Here is a 26,295-nt window from a genome sequence, read left to right on the forward strand (position 1 = left end):
GTATTTGTAACAATTAACTCCTTATCAAAGTGAAAGCAAGAAAATTAGTTTACGTGTTTTTTGTGTTTTTAATTTTTCAGGCCTGTGGCAAAAAATCAGATTTTAATTCTGATTTTTCATTATTCAAAGAATATATAACAAGTTTTACAGGCGGTATCGTCTCGGCACAATCGGATATACGTGTTGTTTTGGCTTTCGATAAAAAAGAATGGAAAGTAAATGAGGTTTTAGATAATGATTTGTTTGATATTTCGCCAAGTGTCGACGGAAAAGTTGTTGCGCTTTCAGGTAATACAATTGCTTTTATTCCGGAGAAAAAACTAAAAGCAGGAACAGAATACCAGGTAACATTACACTTAGATAAGTTAATTGAACTTCCTAAAAAAACAGACGATGATAAAACAGATCTTTCTGATTTTAATTTCACTGTTAAAACTGTAAAACAGGATTTTACCATCAATACGCTGGATATTCAGTCATACAGTAAAGAATATCAATACCTTAATTGCGTTCTTAAAACAGCAGATGATATCGATTTAGAAACAGCCCAAAAATTGGTTGAAGCTTCTCAAAACGGAAATAAAGTCAAAATTAAATTTGATAAAACACCAAATTCAGGAAAAGAATTTAAGTTTATAATTGATAGCATTCAACGATTAGATTCAGAAAGTAATCTGGAGATTGCATATGATGGAAATGATTTTGATATCGACCAAAAGGGAAAAATGGATTTTCCGATTACAGCGATTAATGATTTTAAGATTGTGAAAGTCGATATTCCTGATGATAATAATCAGCAAGTATTAATCAATTTTTCTGAACCATTAGAAAAAGGTCAGGATTTTAAAGGATTAGTTGCAATTCAAAACACAAATAACCTTAAGTTTTCTACTCAGGGAAATATTCTTAAAGTTTATTTCAGCAATCAAAAACCAGTTGAAGAAGTGGTTCACGAAGTTGAAGTTGAAACCGAAGCTGTTGCTGTAGATTCTGCAAGCGCAGTTGTAGATTCTGCGAGTGTTGCCGTGGATACTGTTGCAGTCGCAGAATCGGTTGTAGAGGAAGAAGTTGTAGCAGAGCCAGAACCGGAATCAGCAGTTGTTTCAGGTGAATTATTATTGGAAGTTTTTCAGGGAATCGAGAGCCAGTACGGTCAGAAAATGAAAAGCAATTATTCTGAAAAAATCTCTTTTGATCAAATAAAACCAAATGTTCGCCTTATCAAAAACGGGACAATCCTTCCAAGTTCAAGTAATTTGAAACTGAATTTCGAAGCCGTAAATTTAAGTGCTGTTGATGTAAAAGTGTATAAAATTTACAAAAATAATATTCTTCAGTTTCTTCAAAATAACGAACTAAACGGAACACAAAACCTAAAACGAGTTTCGCAGCCTGTCGCCAAAACGAGACTTAATCTTAAAGAAAATTCATTAATAAATCCGAGTAAATGGAACACTTTTGCATTGGATTTGTCTAAAATTATAAGCCCTGAACCGGGCGCAATTTACAGGGTTGAGTTCTCCTATAAAAAAGCCTATTCTTTATATAAATGCGAAAGTTCTGAAAGCGATGACAGTTCCGCAGAAAAAGAGGAAGAAGTCGATGAAAATGACGTAAACTACAGCGGAAACTCCTACGACGATTATTATTACGATGATTACGAATGGAGAGAAAGTCAGGATCCGTGTACGGGTTCATATTATTACAATGCTAAAATAGGAACCAATATTTTAGCTTCAGATTTAGGTGTAATTGCCAAAAGAGGTGAAAACAAATCCTATTTTTTTGCTGTAAATAATATTATTACAACTGAGCCGGTTTCAAATGCAAGAGTTGACTTATATAGTTTTCAGCAACAAAAGCTGGCAACAGCAGCAACAAGCAGCGAAGGAATTGCTTCGTTTCAGTTAGATAAATTTGCCTATTTTGCCATTGTCACTTTAGGAAATCAATCGACTTATGTAAAACTTGACGACGGAAATTCACTTTCGGTAAGTAATTTTGATGTTTCCGGCGAGACTTTACAAAAAGGATTAAAAGGGTTTATTTACGGAGAACGCGGCGTTTGGCGTCCTGGAGATAATTTGTATTTATCTTTTATTTTAAATGATGCTGCGAATAAATTACCAAAAGCGCACCCGATAAAATTCAGATTAACAGATCCGAATGGAAAAGTAACGTATCAAACCGTACAAAAAACGAATGAATTAAATCATTACGCTTTTACAGTCCCTACAGATCCTGATGCGCCAACCGGAAATTGGGAAGCGATGGTAAGCGTAGGCGGAGCAAAATATTATAAAAGCATCAAAATAGAAACGATTAAGCCGAATCGTTTAAAAATTAAAAATAGTTTCAGAAATCCTATTTTATCTTCCACTTATTCTAATACTAGTAATCTTGAAGTAACCTGGCTTCATGGTGCTATTGCCAAGAATTTGAATGTAGAAATGCAGGCTAAATTTTCGCAGCAAAGCACAACTTTCAAAAGTTATCCTAAATATGTTTTTGATGATTTGGTGCGCCAGTTTAGTACAGAAGAAATTAATGTTTTCTCCGGAAAATTAGACGCCAACGGAAGAGCATCCGTGAATATAGATCCTAAATTACAAGGTCAGGCGCCGGGAATGCTAAAAGCTGCGTTTGTTACCAAAGTTTATGAAGAAGGCGGGGATTTTAGTACCGATGTTATCTCGACAACTTATTCTCCGTATAAAACATATGTGGGGATTAAATCGCCAGAGCCAAACAAATACGGAATGCTCGAAACCAGAACAACTAATAAATTTGATGTTGTAACCGTTGATGAAAACGGAAAGCCAAAAGCAGTTAAAAATCTTGAAGTAAAAGTTTACAAGGTCGAATGGCGCTGGTGGTGGGATGCCTCAAGCGATAATTTATCGAATTACAATTCATCAGAAGCAACAACTTCATACAAAACCTTTAAAGTTAATACAGATTCAAGCGGAAAAGCAAGTTTTCAGTTTGCCTTAACAGATGAAGAATGGGGGCGTTATCTAATCCGTGTTTCAGATGAAGATGGCGGACATGCATCTGCATTAACTGTAAATATCGATTGGCCAATCTGGTCTGGGAAAACTAGAAATACAGATGCTTCTACAGCTAATATGCTTGTTTTTTCTACCGATAAAAAAGAATATGCTGTAGGTGAAAAAGCGCAAATTTCGTTCCCTTCAAGTGAAGGCGGAAGAGCTTTGGTTTCTATAGAAAACGGATCGAAAGTAGTGCAGACACTTTGGGTTGAAACTAAAAAAGGCGAAACAAAAGTTGAAGTTCCGGTTACAGCCGCAATGGCACCAAATGTGTATTTTAATATTACACTTTTACAGCCGCATGCAACGACCAAAAATGATTCGCCAATAAGAATGTACGGAATTGTTCCGATTGAAGTTGTGGACAAAAACACTATTCTTTCTCCTAAAATTACCATGCCCGATGTTTTAAAACCGGAACAGACATTTTCTTTAAAAGTAAATGAACAATCCGGAAAAGAAATGACGTATACGATTGCTATTGTCGATGAAGGTTTGCTGGATTTAACACGCTTTAAAACTCCAAATGCCTGGGATAGTTTTTATGTCAGAGAAGCTTTGGGCGTAAAAACCTGGGACGTTTACAATGATGTTATTGGAGCGTATGGCGGAAAAGTAAATCAGATTTTCAGTATTGGTGGAGATCAGGATTTAGGTGGAGGAAAAGCAAAAAAAGCCAATCGTTTTAAACCGGTGGTGGTTTATCTGGGGCCATTTAAATTAGAAAAAGGACAAACCAAAACACATCAGATCAAATTACCAAAATACATTGGTTCTGTTCGAACAATGGTTGTGGCGGGAGATGCGAACACAAGTGCTTACGGAAGTGTGGAGAAAGTAACTCCGGTTCGTAGTCCGTTGATGGTATTGGCTTCATTGCCGAGAAAAATTTCCCCATCAGAAAAAGTAACGATTCCAGTTACGGTTTTTGCAATGGAAAAACAGATTAAAAATGTTTCGGTTCAGATAAAAACCAGTAATGGATTAAAAGTTATAGGAAGCGCATCGCAAAGATTAACATTTGCTCAGCCAGATGAAAAAATGGCGTACTTTAATCTTGCAGTTGGAAGTTTAACAGGAATTGCAAAAGTGCAGATTGTTGCAACTTCCGGAAGCGAAAAATCGGTTTATGATGTTGAGATTGACATGACGAACCCAAATCCGGTAACGAATACTTTTACAGATGTAATTTTAGAACCTAATAGCTCTAAAACAATTAGCTGGAAAACGTTTGGAGTTTCAGGAAGTAATAAAGCTAAGTTGGAAGTTTCGTCAATGCCAACAATTAATTTAAACGGAAGATTACAGTTTCTTATTCAATATCCTCACGGTTGTGTAGAGCAGACAACTTCATCTGTATTTCCGCAATTATTCTTAAATGAAGTTGCCGATATTGATGCAACACGTTTACAATTGATTCAAAAAAATGTTACCGCCGGTATAAATCGATTAGGAAGTTTTCAGTTGCCAAACGGAGGGCTTTCTTATTGGCAGGGAAATACGCTTGCCGATGATTGGGGAACTTCATACGCAGGACATTTTATGATTGAGGCAGAGAAAAAAGGCTATGTTTTACCTATTAATTTCAAATCAAAATGGCTATCCTACCAACAAAAAGAAGCCAAACAGTGGCGATTTGAACCTCGTTACGGAAATGATCTGGCACAAGCTTATCGTTTGTATACATTGGCTTTGGCTGGTTCTTCAGATTTATCTTCGATGAATAGATTAAGAGAAACAAAAGGAATTTCTAATGAAAGTAAATTGCGATTGGCTGCCGCTTATATTTTGGCAGGACAAAAATCAGCAAGTCAGAACCTGTTTTTACATAGTAAAATTGAAGACGAAACCAGTGATTATAATTACTATTATTATGGTTCAAGCGCCAGAAACAGAGCAATGGCTCTTGAAACGATGTTATTGTTAGGGCAAAAAGAAAAAGCATTTGCAATGGCGATAAAATTGGCTAAAAATATGGCAAGTGACCAATGGATGAGCACGCAAACAACAGCATATTGCCTATATGCAATGTCTAAATTTGCTGCAAATAATGGTGCCAAAGGAATTGATGTTCAATTTAGTAAAGATGGGAAAACCCAAGTCGTAAAAACATCAAAAACAGTTGCTGACAAGAGTCTGGTTGTAAAAACAGGATCAAACAGTATTACTTTAAAAAATAATAAAAAGAACACCATTTATGTTCGTGTATTAAACACAGGAATTTTACCAATTGGGCAGGAAAATGTGGTGCAAAATGATGTTTCGGCCGGAATTGTTTTCAAAAATCGTAAAGGCGGAACAATAGATGTTTCGAGAATTACACAAGGAACCGAATTTGTTGCAGAAGTTACGGTTAGAAATCAACGAAATGAACATGTTGAAAATGTAGCATTATCACAAATTCTCCCGTCTGGGTTTGAAATCGTAAATACCCGTTTTACTGACTACGGAGATGCAACAAACAATATTGCAGATTATATTGATATTCGTGATGACAGGACAAATTTTTATTTTGGAATGAAAGCAGGCGAAACCAAAGTATTTAGAATTCTCCTGAATGCTTCTTATTTAGGAAATTATTATTTACCTGGATTGCAATGTGAAGCGATGTATGATAATACGTTTTTAGCAAGAACTAAAGGATTTTGGGTTGAGGTTGTGAAGTAAATAGATAAGATAGCCCACGGATCGAACGGATTAAACGGATTTACACAGATTATTTTTAAAATCATTCAGAAAAATTAAAAACCCGTGTAAATCCGTTTAATCCGCACAATCAGTGGGCTAAAATTCAAAAGTGTTGAAAAATAAAGTAAAAGCGTTCTCGCAACGCATTATAAACTGGATAAAAAGGAATAAAATAAAATTAGCAATTGTATTTTTACTCTTGCTGATTTATTATTTCTCGTTGCCGCGAACGTTATTTCAGGAACCTTATTCTACCGTTATTGAAAGTAAAGAAGGCGAATTATTAGGCGCAAAAATCGCCCGTGACGGGCAATGGCGCTTTCCTGAGCAAGATAGCGTTCCTGATAAATTTAAAAAATGCATTGTTTATTTTGAAGATGAATATTTCTATAAACATCCCGGTTTTAATCCTGTCGCAATGGTTAATGCCATCAAACAAAATCGCAAAGCCGGAAAAGTGGTTCGCGGTGGAAGTACATTAACGCAACAAGTAATAAGGCTTTCGCGAAAAGGAAAAAACAGAACTTATTTTGAAAAAATCATTGAACTTATTCTGGCAACACGTTTAGAGTTAGGGTATTCAAAAGATGAAATTTTAGATCTTTACGCCGCGCACGCACCTTTTGGTGGAAATGTGGTTGGACTCGAAATGGCTTCCTGGCGTTATTTCGGATTAAAATCCACACAGCTTTCGTGGGCAGAAAGCGCAACATTAGCAGTTTTGCCCAATGCTCCAAGTTTAATTTATCCCGGAAAAAATCAAATTAAATTACTTGAAAAAAGAAATAGACTTTTATTGAAATTAAATCAGGAAGGTATAATTGACAAACAAACCTATGAACTTTCTGTCGATGAGCCATTACCCGGAAAACCGTATAATTTGCCTCAAATTGCGCCTCATTTATTACAGCGGGTTGCTAAAGATCAGGAAGGAACAAAAGTAAAAACCACGGTTGATTTTGCTTTACAAAACAGAGTAAATCAAATTGCGAAGTATTATTACAATCAATACAAACAAAACGAAGTTAACAATCTGGCTATTTTGGTCATTGATGTCAAAAACAGAAATGTAATAAGTTATGTTGGAAATGCGCCAACAGATAAAGATCACCAAAAAGATGTTGATATTATTGACGCACCAAGAAGTACAGGAAGTATTCTAAAACCTTTATTATACGCTGCAATGCTCGACGATGGAGAAATTTTACCTAATACTTTGGTTGCAGATGTACCAACTCAAATTGCGGGTTATACACCCGAAAACTTTAATCTAACCTTTGACGGAGCTGTTCCGGCCCATCGCGCTTTGTCGCGTTCATTGAATATTCCGGCGGTTTTAATGCTGCAGGAATTTGGTGTAAATAAATTTTATGAAGAATTGCAAAAATTCAAATTAAGAGATATTAATAAAACACCGGATCATTACGGATTATCGCTTATTCTGGGCGGAGCCGAAAGTAATCTGTGGGATTTATGCCGTTCCTATGCAAACTTATCTTCGACAGTAAATTATTATACTAAAAGCCACGGAAAATATAGAACAAATGAGTTTGCAGAACTGAATTACGAAAATAATTTTGAGGCTGATTTTGGAGAAGAAACAAATCAGAAGAATATTTTAGGTGCCGGCTCAATTTGGCTGACGTATAATGCTATGGAAGAAGTAAACCGACCGGAAGGAGACGAAGCGTGGAAATTTTATGACAGTTCGTTAAAAATTGCCTGGAAAACCGGAACCAGTTTTGGTAATCGTGATGCGTGGGCTATCGGAACAAATTCTAGATATGTAGTGGGTGTTTGGGTTGGAAATGCAACAGGCGAGGGAAGGCCAACTTTGACAGGGGTTACAAGTGCGGCTCCTATTTTGTTTGATGTTTTTAATTTACTGCCAAGGCAAAAATGGTTCGAAACGCCGTATGATGATTTAGATGAGGTTGAAGTTTGTAAATTAAGCGGTTATCTGGCAAAAGAAGGTTGTCCGACATTGAAACAATGGGTTACCAAAAAAGGAAAAACAACGAGTATTTGTCCTTACCATAAAATAGTTCATCTCGATAAAACGGAACAGTTTCAGGTTAATAGCAGTTGTGAAAGTGTAGAGAATATCGTAGTTAAAAATTGGTTTATTCTGCCTCCGGTTATGGCTTGGTATTACAAAAGCAAACATATTGAATATTTACCATTGCCGCCATTTAGAGAAAATTGTATCGGTACTCAAACCGCCTCAATGGATTTTATTTATCCAAAAGCAAACAACAAAATTTATCTCACAAAAGATTTTAATAGCGAAATACAGCCCGTAATTTTTAAAGTAGCGTATTCGCAAAGAGAAAATAAATTGTTCTGGTATGTTGATAATGTCTACAAAGGCGAAACAAAAGTTTTTCATGAAAAACCAATTTTGATGACCGCCGGTTTTCATTATATTACCGTTGTTGATGAGTTTGGAAATGAGATTAGGAGAAAGGTTGAGATTGTGAGAGAGTAATGCTTTTTTTTGAAATCGAATATATTTTTTGTATAAATAACCGTTTTTGATGTACATCAAAATTTTTACTTTTTTGATTATACACCTTTGTCGTGAATTAATTATTAAACAAAAAATAAAAATGAAGAAAAAGTATTTTAAGTACATCAACACATTGTTTGTTGTGATTCCAATGACGTTAATTATGGCTTTTGTTGGGCTAATGCGTAATTATGGTTTTGGTCAAGATTGGTTTGTAAAGTTTCTTAAAGCCTGGAGTATTATGTTGCCTGTTGCTTATTTGGCTGCGTTTGTTATTATTCCGAATGCTAGAAAATTGGCAGAAAGAACAACCTCCAAATCATAATTTACAGAAAAGGTTTTTTTGTATATATTGGTAAATATTAGAATTGATAATGATACAGCAACTAAGTAATTACATAAAAAGTATTATAACCGTTACAGACGAAGAGCTGGTGATAATTCTTTCTTATTTTAAATCGCTAAAGGCAGACAAGAATGAGTTATTAGTGGTTCAGGGACAGATGAATCAAAGAAGCTTTTTTGTGGGTTTAGGTTGCTTGCGAATATATTTTATTACCGAAGAAGGGCAGGAAGCGACACGATATTTAGCATTTGAAAATAACTTCGCGACGGCTTTATGCAGTTTTATTTCAAACGAGCCATCGTTAGAATTTATTCAGGCGTTAGAACCAACGGAATTACTTTATATTTCAAGTCAGGATTTTTATTATCTACTTGAGAATATTCCGGCATGGGAAAAATTTTATCGCCATTATTTAGAATATGCCTATGTAAGTAATACCAATAGGCTTATGTCTTTTTTAACTCTTGATGCAACAGAACGATATAAGCAGCTGATGAATATAAGCCCGAAGATTATTCAGCGTTTGCCAAATAGAATAGTAGCAACTTACTTGAATATTTCACAAGAAACGTTAAGTAGATTGAAATCTAAACGCTACTAATTTTTACCTTATTCAAATTGGATTCCTAATAAGATTTATAAAATGATAAATTACTTATGAAAATTGCTGCTAACCCAGATAGAAGTGGAAATCCTGGAAATTGCTCCTAAAAAACAGCCACGAATTCACGAATTAAAACTTATAACAATTCTGAATTCGTGGCAAAAAAAAATAAAAAAAGGCACAAAAAAACCGCCAATCTTTCGAGAGGCGGTTTCTTGTTTTATTCTTTGATAACATTTCCTTTTTTGTCGTAGAAATGATATTCTAAGTACGTGTAAGCGTCACGAGGTATGATTTTCACCCATTTCTTATGTTCAAAAAACCATTTTGAACGTAATGATGGAAAACCTTTACTGAGGTATGCAGCCACAAATGGATGTGTGTTAAGCACAACTTTATTGTGGGTTTTTAAAATTCTTTCTAAATCGGAGGTGATTTTATCAATGATTAAAATTGGCGCTTCAATTTCGCCATGTTCATTGTTTGGATCTTCTTCTCTAGTTTTAATATTAACTTCGGGTCTTACTCTTTGTCTGGTAATTTGAACTAAGCCAAATTTACTAGGCGGTAAGATTTTATGCTTTGCTTTATCGTCGCTCATTTCTTCTCGCAAGAAGTCGAACAAAACCTTCCTGTTTTCAGGATTAGACATATCGATAAAATCAACTACGATTATTCCGCCCATATCACGCAAACGAAGTTGTCTGGCAATTTCAGCGGCAGCGATCATATTTACTTCCATGGCGGTATCTTCCTGATTAGTCGCCTTATTCGAACGATTTCCGCTATTTACGTCTATAACGTGAAGAGCTTCAGTGTGTTCGATAATAAGATAAGCGCCTTTGCTCATTGAAACCGTTCTTCCAAATGAAGTTTTGATTTGTCTCTCTATATTGTATTTCTCAAAAATTGGAGTGTCGTTTGATTGATAAAACTTAACAATCGATTGTTTTGAAGGGGCTATCTCTTGCAGATATTCCTTCGTTTGATGGTACAACTCTTCATCATCTATTTGGATACCGCTAAAGGTATCATTAAAAACATCTCTTAATATTGAAGAAGCTCTGTTAAGCTCTCCTAATACTTTTGATGGATGATGAGCAGTTGGTAATTTTTTACACATTGCAGTCCATCTGGCAAGCAGGTTCTGCAAATCTTTTTCTAATTCGGCTACGTTTTTGCCTTCGGCTACTGTACGAACAATAACACCAAATCCTTTTGGTTTGATAGATAGAACAAGTTTTTTTAGACGATCCTTTTCTTTTTTGTCTTCTATTTTTTGAGAAATAGAAACTCTGTCAGAAAACGGAACGAGAACAATAAATCTTCCTGCCAATGAAAGCTCAGCGCTTATTCTTGGACCTTTGGTAGATATAGGTTCTTTTACAACTTGAACTAAAACAGATTGATTGGCACTTAAAATATCAGTAATGATGCCATCTTTGTCAATCTCTTTTTCAAACTGAAAGGTTTTTAGGGAGAAATCTTTTAATTTACCTGCGCTTACAAGTTTTATGAATTTCAATTGAGAAGCTAAGTTAGGTCCTAAATCGTGATAATGTAAAAAGGCATCTTTTTCGAAGCCAACATTTACAAAAGCAGCGTTAAGACCAGCAACTGGTTTTCTTATTTTGGCAATAAAAATATCACCAACCTGAAAGTTGCTTTTCTCTTCTTCTTTATGTAATTCAATTAGTTTTCCATCTTTTAATAAGGCAAAATCTACGGCTTCAGAACTAGATCTAATGATTAATTCTTTATTCACACTGTAAATTTTTATCTGTTTTTTCAGAAAATAGAGTAAAGAGTAAAGAATATAGACTTAGTAAAAATCTAAAGTCTGAAATCTAAAATCTAAAATCTTATCTACAGATGGATTAAACAATATTTTTAACAGGTATTGAACCCGGGGAAAAGAAGATTAATAGAGAATAGAACAAAGAATATAGATTTTTAAGTCTATCTTCTATTTTCTTTACTCTTTCATCTTTTTTCAATTTCAATGAACGTTTAAAAAGAAAAAAGTAGTTTAAAACTACTTTTTCTTTTTGTGACGGTTAGCTCTCGCTCTTTTCTTTCTTTTGTGAGTAGCTACCTTATGTCTCTTTCTTTTTTTACCACTTGGCATATCGTGTCGATTTTATAAATTAATTAATAGTATTATTTTGCTTCGTTGTTTGTTTTTACTCCTTCTACAAAAACTTTTGCAGGTTTGAACGCAGGAATGTTGTGCGCTGGAATTTTGATAGTGGTGTTTTTAGAGATGTTTCTTCCAGTCTTTTCAGCTCTAGTTTTTACGATAAAACTTCCGAAACCTCTTAGGTAAACATTGTCACCAGTTTCTAATGAAATTTTAACTTCTTCCATAAAAGTTTCTACTGTTGCTTGAACATCTCCTTTTTCAAGACCTAGTTTCTCTGAAATTTTCGCTACGATATCTGCTTTCGTCATTTTCTTTCCTATTTTATTTATAAATGATGTACTATTTTTTTGAGTTTGCAAATATAGGAATTAAAAAAATAATTAATCAAGCTAATTCGTTAAATTTTAATTACATAAACATTTACTTTTGTATTCTAAGTATTTTACGATGGATTTTTCTAACATATTGATAAAATGGTATTTACAAAACAAACGTGATTTGCCTTGGCGAAAAACGACCAATCCGTACCTAATTTGGCTATCAGAAATAATGTTGCAACAGACTAGAGTTGCGCAGGGAACGCCTTATTTTTTTTCTTTTTCAAAGGAATTTCCTACGGTATTTGATCTTGCAAATGCTTCAGAAGAGCAAGTTTTGAAACTTTGGCAGGGATTAGGGTATTATTCTCGTGCCCGAAATTTGCATAAAACGGCTCAATATGTAGCAAATGAGTTAAATGGAATTTTTCCACCTTCTTATACTGAATTGTTAAAATTAAAAGGTGTTGGTGAATATACAGCTGCTGCAATTGCTTCTTTTTCTTATAACGAACCCGTTCCGGTAGTAGACGGAAACGTATTTAGAGTGCTTTCTCGTTATTTTGATGTTGAATCTGATATTACATTGCCGGCAACCAAAAAAGAATTTACAGAACTGGCTCGCCAATTAATGCCAAAGGAAGATCCTGCAATTTTCAATCAGGCAATAATGGAATTTGGCGCTTTGCAATGTGTGCCTAAAAGTCCGAATTGCCCGATTTGTGTTTTTACAAATAGTTGTGCGGCATTGCAAAAAAAGAAAGTAGATGTTTTGCCTGTAAAGTCTAAAAAAATAAAAGTAACGAATCGATTTTTTAATTATTTAATTTTAGAAGATGCCTTAGGTAATACTTTAATTCACAAAAGAACCGCAAAAGGAATCTGGCATAATCTGTATGAGTTTCCTCTTTTAGAAACGCGGGAAATTGTTGACTTTGATTTTGTTTCAAAAACTGTTCAAAATGATATATTTACAAACTATACTATATTAGGTATAGAAGATTGTAGCCATGCAACGGTTATTCATAAACTTTCGCATCAGCATTTGCATATTCAGTTCTGGAAGGTTAAAATCAATGAAATAATTGAAAATGGAGTAGACTCAGTTAGTTTGGAAGCATTTCCTTTTCCTATTGTAATTTATAATTTTATCAAAAAGCAAGAAATAAATTGCTAAAAAAATGTATCTTTGAGATAAATACCACAAAAAAAATGAACGGAACATTAAATAAAGTGATGCTCATCGGCCACTTAGGCGATGATGTAAAGATGCATTATTTTGATGGAGGAAATTGCATTGGACGTTTTCAGTTGGCAACAAACGAAGTTTATATTAATAAAACGACCAATGAAAAGATAACCTCTACAGAGTGGCATAATTTAGTAGTACGCAATAAAGCGGCTGAAATTTGTGAAAAATATCTCTCTAAGGGAGATAAGATTTATATCGAGGGACGCATAAAATCGCGTCAATGGCAAGCCGAAGACGGGACTACAAAATATACAACCGAAATTCAGGTTACGGAGTTTACTTTCTTGACTACCAAAAAAGAAGTGTCAAATCATAAACAAAATCACGAGTCAGAATCAGCAAAAAGTGTTAACTTTGATGCGAGTAATGAAGGCTTGCCTATAAATGATTTGCCTTTTTGATTGTTTAACTAATCTTTTTTGATTTGGACCCGGAGCCCAGTTTATTTTTCTCTACTAACTTAGACATCCATTTAATTATTGGTTTTGTCGGAATATTTATTTTGCTGTTCTTATCAGCAATTGTATCAGGTGCCGAAGTAGCACTTTTTTCTTTATCTCAAAAAGATATCGAAGATACTTTACAAGAAGATACTTCAAAAGGAAAGATTATTTCCAGTCTTTTAGACAAACCCAAAAAACTCTTAGCCACTTTATTGGTAGCCAACAATTTTTTAAATATTGGAGTTGTTATTTTATTCTCTTTTATTGGACAAAATATTTTTGCAAATGTTATTTCACCTGTATTTAAGTTTGGTTTAGAAGTTACTCTGGTGACAACTTTGATTTTGCTATTTGGTGAAGTTTTACCTAAAGTTTACGCCAGCCGAAACAATATAAAATTTGCCAAATGGGCAGCATATCCAATTTCTTTTTTAGATACATTACTCTCGCCAATAAGTTTGCCGATGCGTCGGGTTACCTTATATTTGCAGGATAAATTAGGAAAACAGAAGAATAATTTTTCGATCAATCAGCTTTCACAGGCTTTAGAACTTACAGATTCTGAAGGAACATCAAGCGAAGAACAAAAAATACTCGAAGGAATTGTTTCCTTTGGAAATACGGACACAAAACAGGTAATGAGTCCAAGGATTGATATTTTTGCATTAGAGATATCAGAATCATTTGCTTCAATTTATCCAAAAATAATCGAAAAAGGATTTTCACGAATTCCTGTTTATAAAGACAATATCGATCAGATAGAAGGCGTTTTGTTTGTTAAAGATTTATTGCCTCATATTGATAAAAAGGAATTTGAATGGACATCTTTATTAAGAGAGCCTTTTTTTGTTCCGGAGAATAAAAAACTGGACAATTTATTAAAGGATTTTCAAAGCCTTAAAAGCCATTTGGCTATTGTGGTTGATGAATATGGCGGAACATCCGGATTGGTTTCTTTAGAAGATGTTATAGAAGAAATTGTAGGCGATATAAGTGACGAGTTTGATGATGAAAACCTGAATTATTCTCAAATAGATGAAAAGAATTTTCTCTTTGAAGGAAAAATCAATATGAAGGATTTCTACAGAATTGTAGATGTAAATGAAGATGTTTTTGAATCACATAAAGGTGAAGCCGAAACATTAGCCGGTTTTATTCTTGAGATTCTGGGGAATTTCCCTAAAAAAGACCAAAAAATAGCGTTTGAGAACTGTGTTTTTACTATAGAGACAGTTGATAAAAAACGTGTAAAACAAATAAAAGTAACAATAGAATAAAATGCTTAAAAGAATAATTTTAGTAGCAACAATTTTACTAACACTAACAATTGTAAGCTGTAAAGATGATGTGATGCCCAAACCGGCAAGCTTTTTACGTTTGGATTATCCGGAAGCTACTTATGCTAATTTTGAAAGTAATTGTCCGTTTTCTTTTCAAATGAATGACGCTGCAATTATAAAAGACGAAAAAAATTGTGGTTTTGCTATTACATATCCGAAGATGAAAGCTACCATTTATTTAACTTATAAGCCAGTAAACGGCAATATCGAAAAATTGCTTAAAGATGCTCAGAAACTAACTTACGAGCATGTAATAAAAGCTGATGATATATTAGAACAGCCGTATTTAAACCCTGAAAAAAAGGTTTACGGGATGTTTTATCAAGTTGATGGAAACGCTGCTACAAACTCTCAATTTTACGTTACAGACAGTACAAAGCATTTTATAACCGGATCGGTTTATTTTTATGCAAAACCCAATTTTGATTCGATTATGCCGGCAGCCAGCTATATCAAAAATGATATGCGACAGCTGATGGAAACATTAAAATGGAAATAACATAAAAAAAGCATTCAACTGAATGCTTTTTTTACGTTTTAAAGTGATGTAATTTAAAATTGCATTGAACTAATAAGCTGAAAATGCATCATTCATAAATTCCTGAAGTCCTGCTTCTTCGAGTATCTCGATTGAGAATCCTCCAAAACGCTTTGGAAGCCAAATAATTCGAATTCCGCTGGGAGAATTAAGGCTTTCCAGTGATAAAGGATTTCCATTTTCATCTTCCGGCTGAACTCCCTTAGATACCAATTCACCAAAAACTTTTTCAATGTCGGGAACAGAATAACAATGACGATAAATAGTTCCTTCGCCTTTAGTATCTAATAGTTCTTTTAAATTTCCTGAAAAAGGCTTCACCAGCATAAATCGTTCCTGACCCATTTTCACCACAGCATATTCGACATGGAGTTCTCCTCTTTTCCAAGTGAATTTCTTTGAGATTTCGGCTCCGAGGATTTGTTTGTAATAATCACAAGCTGCCTGAAGGTCTTTAACTAAAATGTCTATATGGCTAAATTTAAGGTTCATTCTTTTTGTATTAATTATTATTGCTTTGATTGAAATCGATTAGAATAATTCAAAAAAAAACAGTAGCAATCCGGAGTTTGCTACTGTTTGAAATGTATTATTTCTTTTGTTTTTCAGTACTCTGCAAATGTTTTACGATTTTACATTCGAAGTTTTATATGTCTTTCCGTCTCCTGTTTCCTGAACCACTTTAGTTAAACTTTCAGGGTTTTGAATTGTTTTATCGAAAGTAACTGTTGCTGTTTTTTTGTCAAAATCAACGGCAGCTTTTTCAACTCCTTCAAGATTAGATAATTCTTTTTCAATCGTTTTTGCGCATCCTACTGCACAAGTCATTCCTTCGATTGTAAAACTTGCAGTTTGCACGTTTTCAGCTGCAATTGTTTTGTGTTCTTTTGGAGATTCTACAGCTTTTATATTGGCTAAGTTTTTATCTTCTTCTTTTTTACAGCTTACAAATACTAAACCTGAAATTGCTAATGCCGTGATGATTTTTGTGAATTTCATTATATTGATGTTTTTAAATTAGCTAAATGATGTTTACAAAATTAATAAAAAACAGAAGGTCAGTTCATAAAATAATTACAAATTTGCAGTAAAATACTATTTATGGATGCAAAACAATTAAAGTGGTTTTATTTATTCTTGCTTTCACTAATTTGGGGAAGTTCTTTTATTTTAATTAAAAGAGGATTAGTTGGTTTGACAGCGATTCAGGTAGGTTCACTCCGAATTATTTTTGCCGCTTTGTTTTTGCTAATTATAGGATTTTCGAGTTTAAAGAAAATTTCCCGCCGTCAATGGAAATTTGTGGCGCTAACATCAGTTTTTGGGACATTTATTCCGGCTTTCTTTTTTGCTATTGCCGAAACTCAGGTGGATAGCTCGATTGTAGCTATTTTAAATTCGCTTACCCCTTTAAATACATTGGTTTTAGGAATAATTGCTTTTGGAATCCAATTTCAAAAACGTCAGGTTTTAGGAGTTTTTGTTGGTTTAGTTGGATGCTTATTACTGGTTTTAAGCGGCGCTTCTGCGCATCCGGGACAAAACTATTATTATGTTTTTTTGGTAGTAATTGCAACGATTTGTTATGCTATAAATGTAAATCTAATCAAGAAGTATTTACCAGATTTAAATTCATTGAGCATTACAACAGGAAATTTTACGGTTTTGCTTATTCCAGCATTAATTATTTTAAGCACAACCGATTTTGCACAAAGAATAAATATCGAAACAACACAGCATTCTATTCTATTTGTAATGATTTTGGGTGTTTTGGGTACCGGAATCGCCAATGTTTTATTCTTCAAATTAATTCAAATGTCCTCGCCTGTATTCGCAACATCTGTAACTTATTTAATTCCTATCGTTGCTTTTTTCTGGGGATTATTAGATAATGAAATGCTAACACCAGTTCAGTTTTTTGGTGCTTTTATTATTTTGATTGGCGTTTATTTATCGGCGAAGAAATAAGAGTTTTTGTTTTTAACGGATGCCAGGCTGAGCGAAGGCGAAGCCCGTTCCAATTGGTGCGCCCTTCTCCCTAAGCTTCGGGACGCTCAGGTGACAAAAATAACCCATAAAAAAAGCTTTGTCAAAGTTTAAAACTTTGACAAAGCTTTTAAGAAATCTTAGTATCTCAAGACCTCAGACCCTTTCCCTAAAGAAAATCTGCTTCAGAAACACCTTCGTTGATTTTAATGTCTGACATTTTAATATCCAATTCAAAACCTGCGTTTTGTATTAGGTTAAAAGGAACTTTCACGCCTTTTACTTCTTTATAATCATTAAAATAAGTTGTTTGTGTTGTCGATTGCCCGCTTTGTTCTTTTATTTTGGTTTCAGCTACTTTTAATCCTGATTTTACATCATAATAATAAATAGTTTTTCCATCTTTTATAGCATAGGCGTCGTTACCGTTTATTGGTTCTATTCCTTCAACTTTTAAACCCGTTTTTTTGCTTAATAGCAATTCCTCAAAGGGAGCTGCGTTTGCTTTCATTTCGGCTAAATCTGCTCCTTCCAGGTTTTTACGTTGACCTTGTTGTTCGATATAAGCACCTTTGTCGTTCACAACTTGCTTCATCAAAGCCATAGTTCCCATAGAAAGTGAAACCATCATTTTGCCTTTTGAATCTAATTTTGAAGTAAAAGTTAAAGGAGTCGGCGCTTGCGGAATTGTTGTTGAACCTTTCATGGAAAGTGTTTTTGCTGCAGAAACTGCTTTTTCGCCGCCAATTGCTTTGATGTAATTTTCAAACACAGTTTTTGCGGTGATTTCAGACGGAGCCTCTTTTTTGCTTGCCGGTTTTTCAACAGGGTTTCCGTATTTGTCAAAATAATAAATAGGAATTTGAAGTTTTTCTAAACCGCCTAACACTTCAGATCCTTTTCCTACGATAACAATTCGCATATTATCAAGAGGAAAATATTTGTTGGCAACACGATAAATATCATCCGGAGTAACATTGTTAATCGTCTGAATGTATTTTTCATAGAAATCAGCCGGAAGCTTTTCTGTTTCGATATTTAAAGCGTAACGAGCCACAGCCTGAGGTTTTTCAACCTGCATAACAAATCTTCCGATATAACCTGCCTTTACGTTTTTTAATACATCATCAGAAACTTTTTCTGTTCTGATTCTTTTAATTTCTTTTACAAATTCTGTAACGGCACTATCGGTAACAGCATTTCTAACTGCAGATGTTGCTTTGAATTTAGTAACATATTTTCCACTTCCAATATTTGAGTTAGCACCGTATGTCCAGGCATGCTGTTCGCGGAGATTCATGTTTAAATAACTGTTGAAATCACCACCCAAAATTTGATTTGCAATTACAGCAGGGAAAAAATCAGGATCACTCATTTTTAAATTTACTGTATTTACCAATGAAATTTCAGATTGAACTGCGTTTGGAACATCAACAAAATCAATTTGAAGTTTTGATACATTCTGCGGATCTGTGTAATTGTTTTTTGGAGCGCTTTGTTTTTTCCATTCACCAAAAAGCTTTTCTACAGCTGCTTTTGTTTCTTTAAATTTAACATCTCCAATTACAACCAAATAAGCATTTTCAGGAACAAAATAAGTAGCATAATTTGCCTGAACATCTGCAAGTGTTACATTTTTTAAAGTTTCTTCAGAAATAAATTCCCCCGCTGGATGGTTTTTTCCAAAAGCTAAAGCATCTACAACGCGATTTGCAATTGCCGGAACGCTTTTTTCATCGGCTTTAAGGCCTTCTAATAATTTTGCCTTTTCCTTATCAAATTCTTCCTGAGTAAAATTTGGCTGTAAAGCGCCTTCGGCTAAAAGCTCCAGAACTCTTCCGGAATATTTAGAAAGCGAACTTGCATAAGCACCAGATGAAGTAAAATTGATGCTTGCGCCATAAAAGTCAATTTCTTCATTAAAAGCTTCTTTTTTTGTTTTTTTAGAGCCGTTTCCGATTAAACTGCTGGTTAATTCGTCAACGCCTTTTTTGTTTCCTTCGGTAAAAGGAGCATTGTCAAGCGTAAGGTTAAAGCTCACTCTTGGTAATTTATGATTTTCGACTACCAAAACTTTCATGCCGTTTGCCAAAACAAAAGTTTGTGGTTTTTTAATATTGACTACTGGCGGATTGCCTGGTTTAGGTTGTGTGCGATCTTGTGCTTGCATAATTCCGGTAAGGAATAAAAGGATTAAAATTGTATGTATTTTTTTCATGATTTGAGATTCTTAGTTTTCAACTTTTTTTGAAGGAACATAATCTAAAATTAAACGCTGATTAGGGTTTAAATACTTTTTAGCGACATCTCTAATTTCTTCTCTTGTTATAGAGTGGTAGAGGTCGATTTCGGTATTTATAAGATTTACATCTCCATAAAGTAAATAATAAGAAGCTAAATTTTCGGCAATTCCTTCGACACTTGCGTTTGCGTTGACGAAATTATTATCAAATTTATTTTGTAATTTTTGATAATCTTTTTCAGAAATCAAATCGGTTTGGATTTTTACAATTTCCTCATCCATTTCTTTTAAAATGTCTGCGGTTGTATTGGGCTGCATTGGCAAGCCGTATAAAATGTACATTCCGTAATCTTCCTGACTAAACCCGACAGCACCAATTTGAAGCGCCATTTTTTTATCATCAACTATTTTTTTGTACAATTTTGAACTTTTCCCATCACTTAAATAAGAAGAGATTAAGTCTAAAACACGGGCGTCCCTTGTTTTCATTGACGGTGTTCTGTACGAGGCAACCACCATCGGAATCTGAATATTTGGATCTTCGTAAGTTGCTTTTATCGTTTGATTAATTGGTTCTTCAGTAAAAGTTTGTTTTTTTACAACTTCCCCTTTCGGAATTGGGCCAAAATACTTTTGAATCCATTCTTTGGTTTTTGTTTTGTCAAAATCACCGGCAACAACTAAAACGGCATTATTTGGGGTGTAGAATTTTTTATTAAAAGCCTGGAATTCTTCAAGAGTTGCGGCATCCAGATCTTTCATAGAGCCAATTGTTGTCCATCGATACGGATGATTTTTGAACATATTTTTCTTCACTTCCGGCAAAATATTTCCGTAAGGCTGATTGTCGTAACGCATTCTTTTTTCTTCTTTTACAACTTCATTTTGCGTGTCAACTCCAATTTTGTTGATGATTGGATGCATCAATCTTTCAGATTCCATCCATAAACCAAGTTCTAAACTATTTGACGGAAAAACTTCATAATAATAAGTTCTGTCATCAGATGTATTGGCATTGTTTACTCCACCATTTGCGGTAACAATTTTCATCCATTCACCGCGTTTTATGTTTTGGGTTCCTTCAAATAACAAATGTTCAAAAAAGTGAGCAAAGCCTGTACGATCCGGGCGTTCATCTTTAGATCCCACGTGATACATCACAGAAGTTACAACAACCGGCGCCGAAGGATCGTTGTGCAAAATAACATGCATGCCGTTGTCTAAATTATATTCTTCAAAAGCTACTTTTTGAGCATGAGCTACTCCGCCAAGCATTAATGCAGCACTTAACATCATTATCGAATTTTTCATAAAGATTAATAATTTTTTATTACCTAAATATTATAGTAGGTAGTCAAGAGGTAATTATAATTACATCAAAAATAAGTTTTTTTAATGATGATTTTAATATTAGCCAATATTTTGATGCTACTTTAACAGTCTTTTACATCGTGATATGTTTTTTAAAGCCATAAAACACCTTGAAAAACAGACTTTAATGCAAGGAAAATATTTTTGAAATAAGAGATTGCACAGTAAATTATTAATTGTATATTTGCAACCTTAAAAATCAATAAATCAATTTGGTATGTATGCAATCGTAGAGATAGCAGGGCAACAATTCAAAGTAAGCAAAGACTTAAAGGTTTATGTTCACCGTTTGGCTAATGAAGAAGGTTCAAAAGTTTCTTTTGACAAAGTTCTTTTATTAGACGATAATGGTAGCGTAACTTTAGGCGCCCCAGCTATAGAAGGTGCTTCAGTAGAAGCTAAAGTGTTACAACACTTAAAAGGAGATAAAGTTATCGTTTTCAAAAAGAAAAGAAGAAAAGGATACAAAAAGAGAAATGGTCACAGACAATATCTTACTCAAATTGTAATTGAAGGTATTACTGCAGCAGGTGGAACTAAAAAAGCAGCAGCTAAAAAAGCAGTTGTAGCGGAAGAAGCTCCGGCTACTGAAGTTGAAGCAGCTCCAAAAGCAAAAAAAGCAGCAGCTCCAAAAGCAAAAAAAGAAGCTACTAAAGAATAATAACAATATTTAAACTCATACGTCATGGCTCACAAGAAAGGTGTCGGTAGTTCGAAGAATGGTAGAGAATCAGAATCAAAACGTTTAGGCGTTAAGATTTTTGGTGGTCAAGCTGCTATTGCTGGGAACATCATCGTTAGACAAAGAGGTTCTAAACATAATCCAGGTGAAAACGTTTACATCAGTAAAGATCACACACTACACGCAAGAGTAGCTGGAGTTGTTAAGTTCCAAAAGAAAAAAGATAACAAATCTTATGTATCTATTCTTCCATTCGAAGCATAATCATAAAGATTACTTATTACAAAACCCGTTCTGAAAAGAGCGGGTTTTTTGTTTTTTCTGTAAATTGAAATTGACTATCGGCGTATACATATGTAAATAAAAACGGTGAAAATTATTGTTTTATTATAGAAAGAAGCATATAATCAGCGTTATGTTGTTTTTTCTTAGTTGAAATTGACACAGAATCAAGCTTTTTTATTTTTGGAATTTGATCCGAAGTTTCGGGATTAATTTTGGAATTTTTCCATTGTATTATTTGTATTTTTGGCTGGACTAAACCACCCAAATTTTGAAAAAAATAGTTTTTCTTTTATTTCTTTTCTCTACCAGCTTGTTTTCAAGAGAAATTTATCCTGCTGAACCAATAGCGTCCTTAAACGATACTCAAAAAAAGATTTTATATGAATTCGCAGTTTTACAAAAAAGCGGTTCTGATGCTAATGCTTATTGGCTAAGACATAAAAATCACTTTTCTGCGATTCATGATTCAGTAAGAAATCAATTAGCTCAGGAAATTTATGTTAATGCTCATGTAATATATGTTCCCGTAAAAGATTCTGCAGTTCAAATCTGGATGCAAACGCAATCTCTCACCACTTGGATGTTGTATTTGGCTGCCTTTATTGCAATTTGTGCCATAATTACTTTATTACGTAATTATTGGAATTTGTTAATAGGTATTCTTATAAAACAATTTGCGCCGTTATTCAGACTTTTGTTTTCGGCAATTTTGCTTACTTATGAGTTGTTGTTGATAGGTGTTGTATGCGTTATTTGGGGATGCTATTTAGGAGAAATGACACTTAGAACAGTAATAATTCATACAGGTTTGTTTTTATTGTGGAGTCAGTCAACGGCTGTTTTTACACGAAAATATTTAGTTCAAAAATATGTTTTTCAAATAAAAGACAATTTCTGGGGAAGTAATAAATGGGAAACGGTAAAAACAATTTGTCTTCCGGCAATTATTGTGACTGTCGCTCTTTTGTATGTCTTATATAAAGTTCCGGGTGATACATTATATAATTATGAGATTGTTGTGTCTTGTATGGCGGCTATTTGTGCTTTGCCTTTTTGGCGTGTTTTAGAGAAATATATATCGCCAATTCTCATTCCTTTTAAAGACACTTCAATCGAGAGAAGTATTTATTCACTTGCTGCCTGCATGGTTTTAGCTTTACTTATAGATGGCTTTTTTATAGGACAACAGAATCCGCTTTTTTCCTATGTCATAATTGCCTTGACCAGTTTGCTGATTATCTCCTTTTTATTATTGTCACTTAAGGATAATTTTAAATACAATTATAAAAATTACTATTATCTACAATTTATTACCATTCTTTTTCTTTCGGCTGTTCTGTTGTATAGTTTTTATATTCATTCAGGTGAGATGATCTGGGCATCGCTAATAGGAACAAGCATTTATGTTATTATAAAATATTGGGAAATACCAACATTTTTTATAAGATGGAAAAGAAGTAAAACAGCCACTTGGGGATTTCTGGGAATGGCAGTTTTATTGTGGTTATTGGCCAAAGGTATTTTGTATATTTCGGGCGTTCTGTATGTAGCTTAACTTATAATTTGCCAGTATTTTGTCATTTCGACCGAAGGGAGAAATCACATAGTGAAGACGCACAGTACGTCGCTCTCTGGATGTGATTTCTCCTTCGTCGAAATAACACAGAAGTCTTTTGCAGTGTTGGAATTTAAAATTTAAAAAACTTGGAATTTCTACTCTGTATCCTTAGTTTCCTCCAAATCTTCTGTCTGACGCCCAACTTTTACTTTTGGACTATTTTGTGTTCCGGTAACGGTTAACGGAATTCCAAAAATACCTAACGGAGGTAATCCTAAACGCATTTTCAAATTCAGTTTTCCGTCTAAACTTGTAGTTCCTTCAATTCTTGGTCTAAAGCCGGCAAACTTAAATTTAAAGCGTTCAACCGTCATGATGTTGTTTTTAATAGTCGTTTTGATATCTACTTTAGAAACATCCGGATTTTTCATTGATTCAGAACCAGTTTGTTTGCTCACGGCATTAAACATTTTCAATCCTCTTACTTTTATGTCTTTAACAGCAAGTGTTCCGCCGCCCACAAGAGATGGATAAACAGGTTCCATATTGCCATTTAATCTTCCTTTTAGCTGGTAATCCAGGGAAACAATTCCTTGTGCTTTTTCTGCAGCGCTGGCCATTTTTCTAAAAACTTCTATTTCATTGTAAGCTCTTTTAATATTAAAATCAGATGCTTTAATTTTATACTCAAAATTAGCATTTTGAGTATTAACAGCGTGATAATTTCCATTCATGGAAACATGACATCCAATTAAATTAAAGCCGGTTTCCTGCATCATAATTTTACTATTATCAATTTTCAGGTTTCCTTTGGCATTTTCAAGTATCAATTTGTCAAAATAAACTTTCTGCGCATTCGCTGTAAGCTGTAAATCAAAATTATCCGGAATTATAATAACCCCAGATTTATTCTTTTCAGTTTTTGGCGCCTGAGTTTTTGGAGTATTGTTAAACATAAATTCGTCTACATTAATATATCTCGAAGAAACAGTAAAAGCCCCTTTTAAAATGCCTTTTTTGCTTGTAGCATAGTTAATTGCGTTTTGAAAATAACCATTCATTTTAAAATCAGACTGTCCATAGGATGCAATGAAATTATTAAATAAGATTTTATCCTGATTGATTTTAAAAAGACCATCTCTTATAATAAACTTTTGAGGAAGAAATTCTGAGTTGATACCAATGTTTCTTATTTCCAGGGTTCCTTTATTGTTTAGTTTATTATAATTTCCATTTTCGGCATCGCTTTGTTTTCCTTTTAAGGCTAAATCAGCTTTTATAAATCCATCTAAATTAAGTCCTTTGTGTGAGAAAACTTTATATATTTTTTTCACATCAAGTTCGCCTTTTGCTGTAACATCGTAATGTAAATCATCAAAATTATTTAGAAATGCCTGAACAAAAACCGGATTTCCTTCAAACGTAAATTGAGCAGGTTTAATGTTAAATTTCAAATCTTCAAATGTTCCTTTTTTATCCTCAATTGTAGTTTTAAATTGAATATTAGTAATAGGGTTAGGGTAATAACTTGTTTTTACAAAGCCATTCTTCAAATCAATTATTCCTTTTGCAACCGGAAATAACTTGTTTTTTCTGTCGAATTTGCCTTTTGCCTTAACATCCCCAACTAAAATCCCCTTTAATGTTAAACCAGGAATTCCTAATCCTTTATTGAGTTTAGCAAGATCAATTTTGGCTTTAAAAGCAGCATCTACTATTGGTGCATCCATTCCTTCTAAATAAAATTTCGATTTTAAATAATCCTCACCCACACGAAATGATAAATTTGCAGCATCAACAATTAAGAGATTTGGCTTTAAGGAAGGAACTTTTGTCTTAATTTCAAAATTTAAGTCTGAAACCGGAAAATCGCTATCGTCATAATTTATAAAACCATCTTCTATTTTTAAATCAAAATTCAAATCTGGTGCAATGTTTTGTGATGCTATATACTTTCCTTTCAGAGTTAAAAGAAGATTTGTATTTCCTTTCAATTCAGTTTTAGAAAGCCATGTGATATATTTTGGAGGGAAAGCCGTAAATACATCATACAATTCGCTATCATCAGATTTAAGAACAAAATCCATATTATAGCCGTCTTTCAGGAAATCAAATTTTCCTTTGAAATCAACTGGCAGCTGATTGATTTTTAAATTGTTCTGCTGAAAAAAGAAGGATAAAGAGTTAACGTTTATCTGAGTAATTAGATCTGCATCTACTTTCTTATTCATCAAATAAGGTTCGTTATCGTAAATGATGTTCAATTTCTCGATTTTCGCTTTAGAATGAAGATCAAATAAAGATTTACTTAAATCTCCCTTCCCTAAATAATTAAAGCCAATCGCATCAAAATGTACTTTTGTCGATTGATCGTCGTAAATAATTTTACTATTTATGATTTCGATTCTTTCGAGCGTTAAGGCTGTTTCTGTGCTGTCTTTTGGATTAGAATCCTGAGATGTAGATTTATAAATATTGTAATTTGCCTCGCCGTTTGGGCTCACTTTTACATTGATAAAAGAATCTGATAAATAAATCTGATCAATTTTTGCGGAGTTACCAAAAATTAAACTTACAACATCAATACCAAAAGAAACTTCCTTCGCTGTGATAAATTTTTCATTCTTATATGGCGCAGATCCATTTAAGTTTAGATCGTTCAGGGTTAAAGTCAGAGATGGAAAGTGGTGAAAAAATGAGACAGAAACATCCGAATAATTAAGTTCGGCACTCAGGCTTTCGTTTGCTGTTTTTTTAATTTTTTCTTTAATCTGATCTGCAAAGAGAATAGGGGTAAAAAATAATAATGCTAAGATTACGATAAGTGTTATTCCTGTGTATTTAGCTATTTTTAATAAAAAAGGTTTTGATGTAATTTTAGACATATAGGCTTAAATGCGGTATTTTTAATTGATTGTGGGGGTGGTAAAAAAAACTG

The 26,295-nt window shown here is 33.7% G+C and carries 19 protein-coding genes; 12 read left to right on the top strand and 7 right to left on the bottom strand.

The annotated features are described in order from the left end of the window. Positions 1–29 precede the first annotated feature (29 nt). From SD960_RS09295 to SD960_RS09310, 4 genes are all read left to right on the top strand, one after another. Entirely contained in the window at positions 30–5,720 is a 5,691-nt protein-coding gene (locus SD960_RS09295; RefSeq protein WP_318802414.1) for an alpha-2-macroglobulin family protein, read from the top strand. A 133-nt stretch (positions 5,721–5,853) separates the two neighbouring features. Then, positions 5,854–8,229, top strand: coding sequence for a penicillin-binding protein 1C (gene pbpC, locus SD960_RS09300; RefSeq protein WP_318802415.1), 2,376 nt, complete (start codon positions 5,854–5,856; stop codon positions 8,227–8,229). Between the two features lie 121 nt (positions 8,230–8,350). Continuing rightward, positions 8,351–8,575, top strand: a complete 225-nt coding sequence (locus SD960_RS09305; protein ID WP_318802416.1) for a DUF2798 domain-containing protein — start codon at positions 8,351–8,353, stop codon at positions 8,573–8,575. A gap of 49 nt (positions 8,576–8,624) precedes the next feature. After that, positions 8,625–9,197: a Crp/Fnr family transcriptional regulator gene (locus tag SD960_RS09310; protein ID WP_318802417.1), complete on the top strand. Its 573-nt coding sequence runs from the start codon at positions 8,625–8,627 to the stop codon at positions 9,195–9,197. A gap of 223 nt (positions 9,198–9,420) precedes the next feature. Here the strand turns inward: SD960_RS09310 and SD960_RS09315 are convergent, their stop codons facing one another. After that, positions 9,421–10,965 (bottom strand): ribonuclease E/G, encoded by a 1,545-nt coding sequence (locus SD960_RS09315; RefSeq protein WP_318802418.1) that lies wholly within the window; start codon positions 10,963–10,965, stop codon positions 9,421–9,423. Positions 10,966–11,360: 395 nt separating this feature from the next. Beyond that, positions 11,361–11,651, bottom strand: coding sequence for an HU family DNA-binding protein (locus SD960_RS09320; RefSeq protein WP_042566188.1), 291 nt, complete (start codon positions 11,649–11,651; stop codon positions 11,361–11,363). 139 nt (positions 11,652–11,790) lie between these two features. Here SD960_RS09320 and mutY point away from each other — a divergent pair, with 139 nt between their 5' ends. Genes mutY through gldD form a run of 4 tightly spaced genes read left to right on the top strand, consistent with a single transcriptional unit; the run spans position 11,791 to position 15,194 of the window. Next, on the top strand, positions 11,791–12,837 hold the full coding sequence (mutY, locus tag SD960_RS09325; RefSeq protein WP_318802419.1) for an A/G-specific adenine glycosylase: 1,047 nt from the start codon (positions 11,791–11,793) through the stop codon (positions 12,835–12,837). A 35-nt stretch (positions 12,838–12,872) separates the two neighbouring features. Further along, on the top strand, positions 12,873–13,313 hold the full coding sequence (locus SD960_RS09330) for a single-stranded DNA-binding protein (RefSeq protein ID WP_302094517.1): 441 nt from the start codon (positions 12,873–12,875) through the stop codon (positions 13,311–13,313). A 23-nt stretch (positions 13,314–13,336) separates the two neighbouring features. After that, positions 13,337–14,632, top strand: coding sequence for a gliding motility-associated protein GldE (locus SD960_RS09335; RefSeq protein ID WP_318802421.1), 1,296 nt, complete (start codon positions 13,337–13,339; stop codon positions 14,630–14,632). 1 nt (position 14,633) lies between these two features. Beyond that, positions 14,634–15,194 (top strand): gliding motility lipoprotein GldD, encoded by a 561-nt coding sequence (gldD, locus tag SD960_RS09340; protein ID WP_318802422.1) that lies wholly within the window; start codon positions 14,634–14,636, stop codon positions 15,192–15,194. A 69-nt stretch (positions 15,195–15,263) separates the two neighbouring features. Here the strand turns inward: gldD and SD960_RS09345 are convergent, their stop codons facing one another. Next, positions 15,264–15,725 (bottom strand): VOC family protein, encoded by a 462-nt coding sequence (locus SD960_RS09345; protein ID WP_318802423.1) that lies wholly within the window; start codon positions 15,723–15,725, stop codon positions 15,264–15,266. 132 nt (positions 15,726–15,857) lie between these two features. Further along, positions 15,858–16,232 carry a heavy metal-associated domain-containing protein gene (locus tag SD960_RS09350; protein WP_318802425.1) on the bottom strand — a complete coding sequence of 125 codons (375 nt, stop codon included), beginning with the start codon at positions 16,230–16,232 and terminating at the stop codon, positions 15,858–15,860. Between the two features lie 102 nt (positions 16,233–16,334). Between SD960_RS09350 and SD960_RS09355 the strand changes: the two genes are divergently transcribed. Next, the gene (locus SD960_RS09355; protein ID WP_318802426.1) at positions 16,335–17,201 is read left to right on the top strand and encodes a DMT family transporter; all 867 of its coding nucleotides are present in this window, start codon (positions 16,335–16,337) and stop codon (positions 17,199–17,201) included. A 187-nt stretch (positions 17,202–17,388) separates the two neighbouring features. Here the strand turns inward: SD960_RS09355 and SD960_RS09360 are convergent, their stop codons facing one another. Beyond that, positions 17,389–19,437, bottom strand: a complete 2,049-nt coding sequence (locus SD960_RS09360; protein ID WP_318802427.1) for a pitrilysin family protein — start codon at positions 19,435–19,437, stop codon at positions 17,389–17,391. 12 nt (positions 19,438–19,449) lie between these two features. Then, positions 19,450–20,772: a M16 family metallopeptidase gene (locus SD960_RS09365; RefSeq protein ID WP_042566197.1), complete on the bottom strand. Its 1,323-nt coding sequence runs from the start codon at positions 20,770–20,772 to the stop codon at positions 19,450–19,452. A gap of 277 nt (positions 20,773–21,049) precedes the next feature. On the opposite strand from SD960_RS09365, the gene rplU reads away from it, so the two are divergent. The 3 genes from rplU to SD960_RS09380 all read left to right on the top strand — a co-directional run bounded on the left by rplU (position 21,050) and on the right by SD960_RS09380 (position 23,354). Next, positions 21,050–21,493, top strand: coding sequence for a 50S ribosomal protein L21 (gene rplU, locus SD960_RS09370; protein ID WP_115843754.1), 444 nt, complete (start codon positions 21,050–21,052; stop codon positions 21,491–21,493). Between the two features lie 24 nt (positions 21,494–21,517). Next, entirely contained in the window at positions 21,518–21,778 is a 261-nt protein-coding gene (gene rpmA, locus SD960_RS09375) for a 50S ribosomal protein L27 (protein ID WP_017497241.1), read from the top strand. 289 nt (positions 21,779–22,067) lie between these two features. Continuing rightward, on the top strand, positions 22,068–23,354 hold the full coding sequence (locus SD960_RS09380; RefSeq protein ID WP_318802431.1) for a hypothetical protein: 1,287 nt from the start codon (positions 22,068–22,070) through the stop codon (positions 23,352–23,354). 158 nt (positions 23,355–23,512) lie between these two features. On the opposite strand, the gene SD960_RS09385 is transcribed toward SD960_RS09380, so the two are convergent. Then, a complete protein-coding gene (locus SD960_RS09385) occupies positions 23,513–26,242 on the bottom strand; it encodes an AsmA family protein (RefSeq protein WP_318802432.1) in 2,730 nt (909 codons plus the stop codon). Between the last annotated feature and the right edge of the window lie 53 nt (positions 26,243–26,295).

The sequence above is a fragment of the Flavobacterium sp. MMLR14_040 genome, assembly GCF_033657265.1.
In the GTDB taxonomy this organism is placed as follows: Bacteria; Bacteroidota; Bacteroidia; order Flavobacteriales; family Flavobacteriaceae; genus Flavobacterium.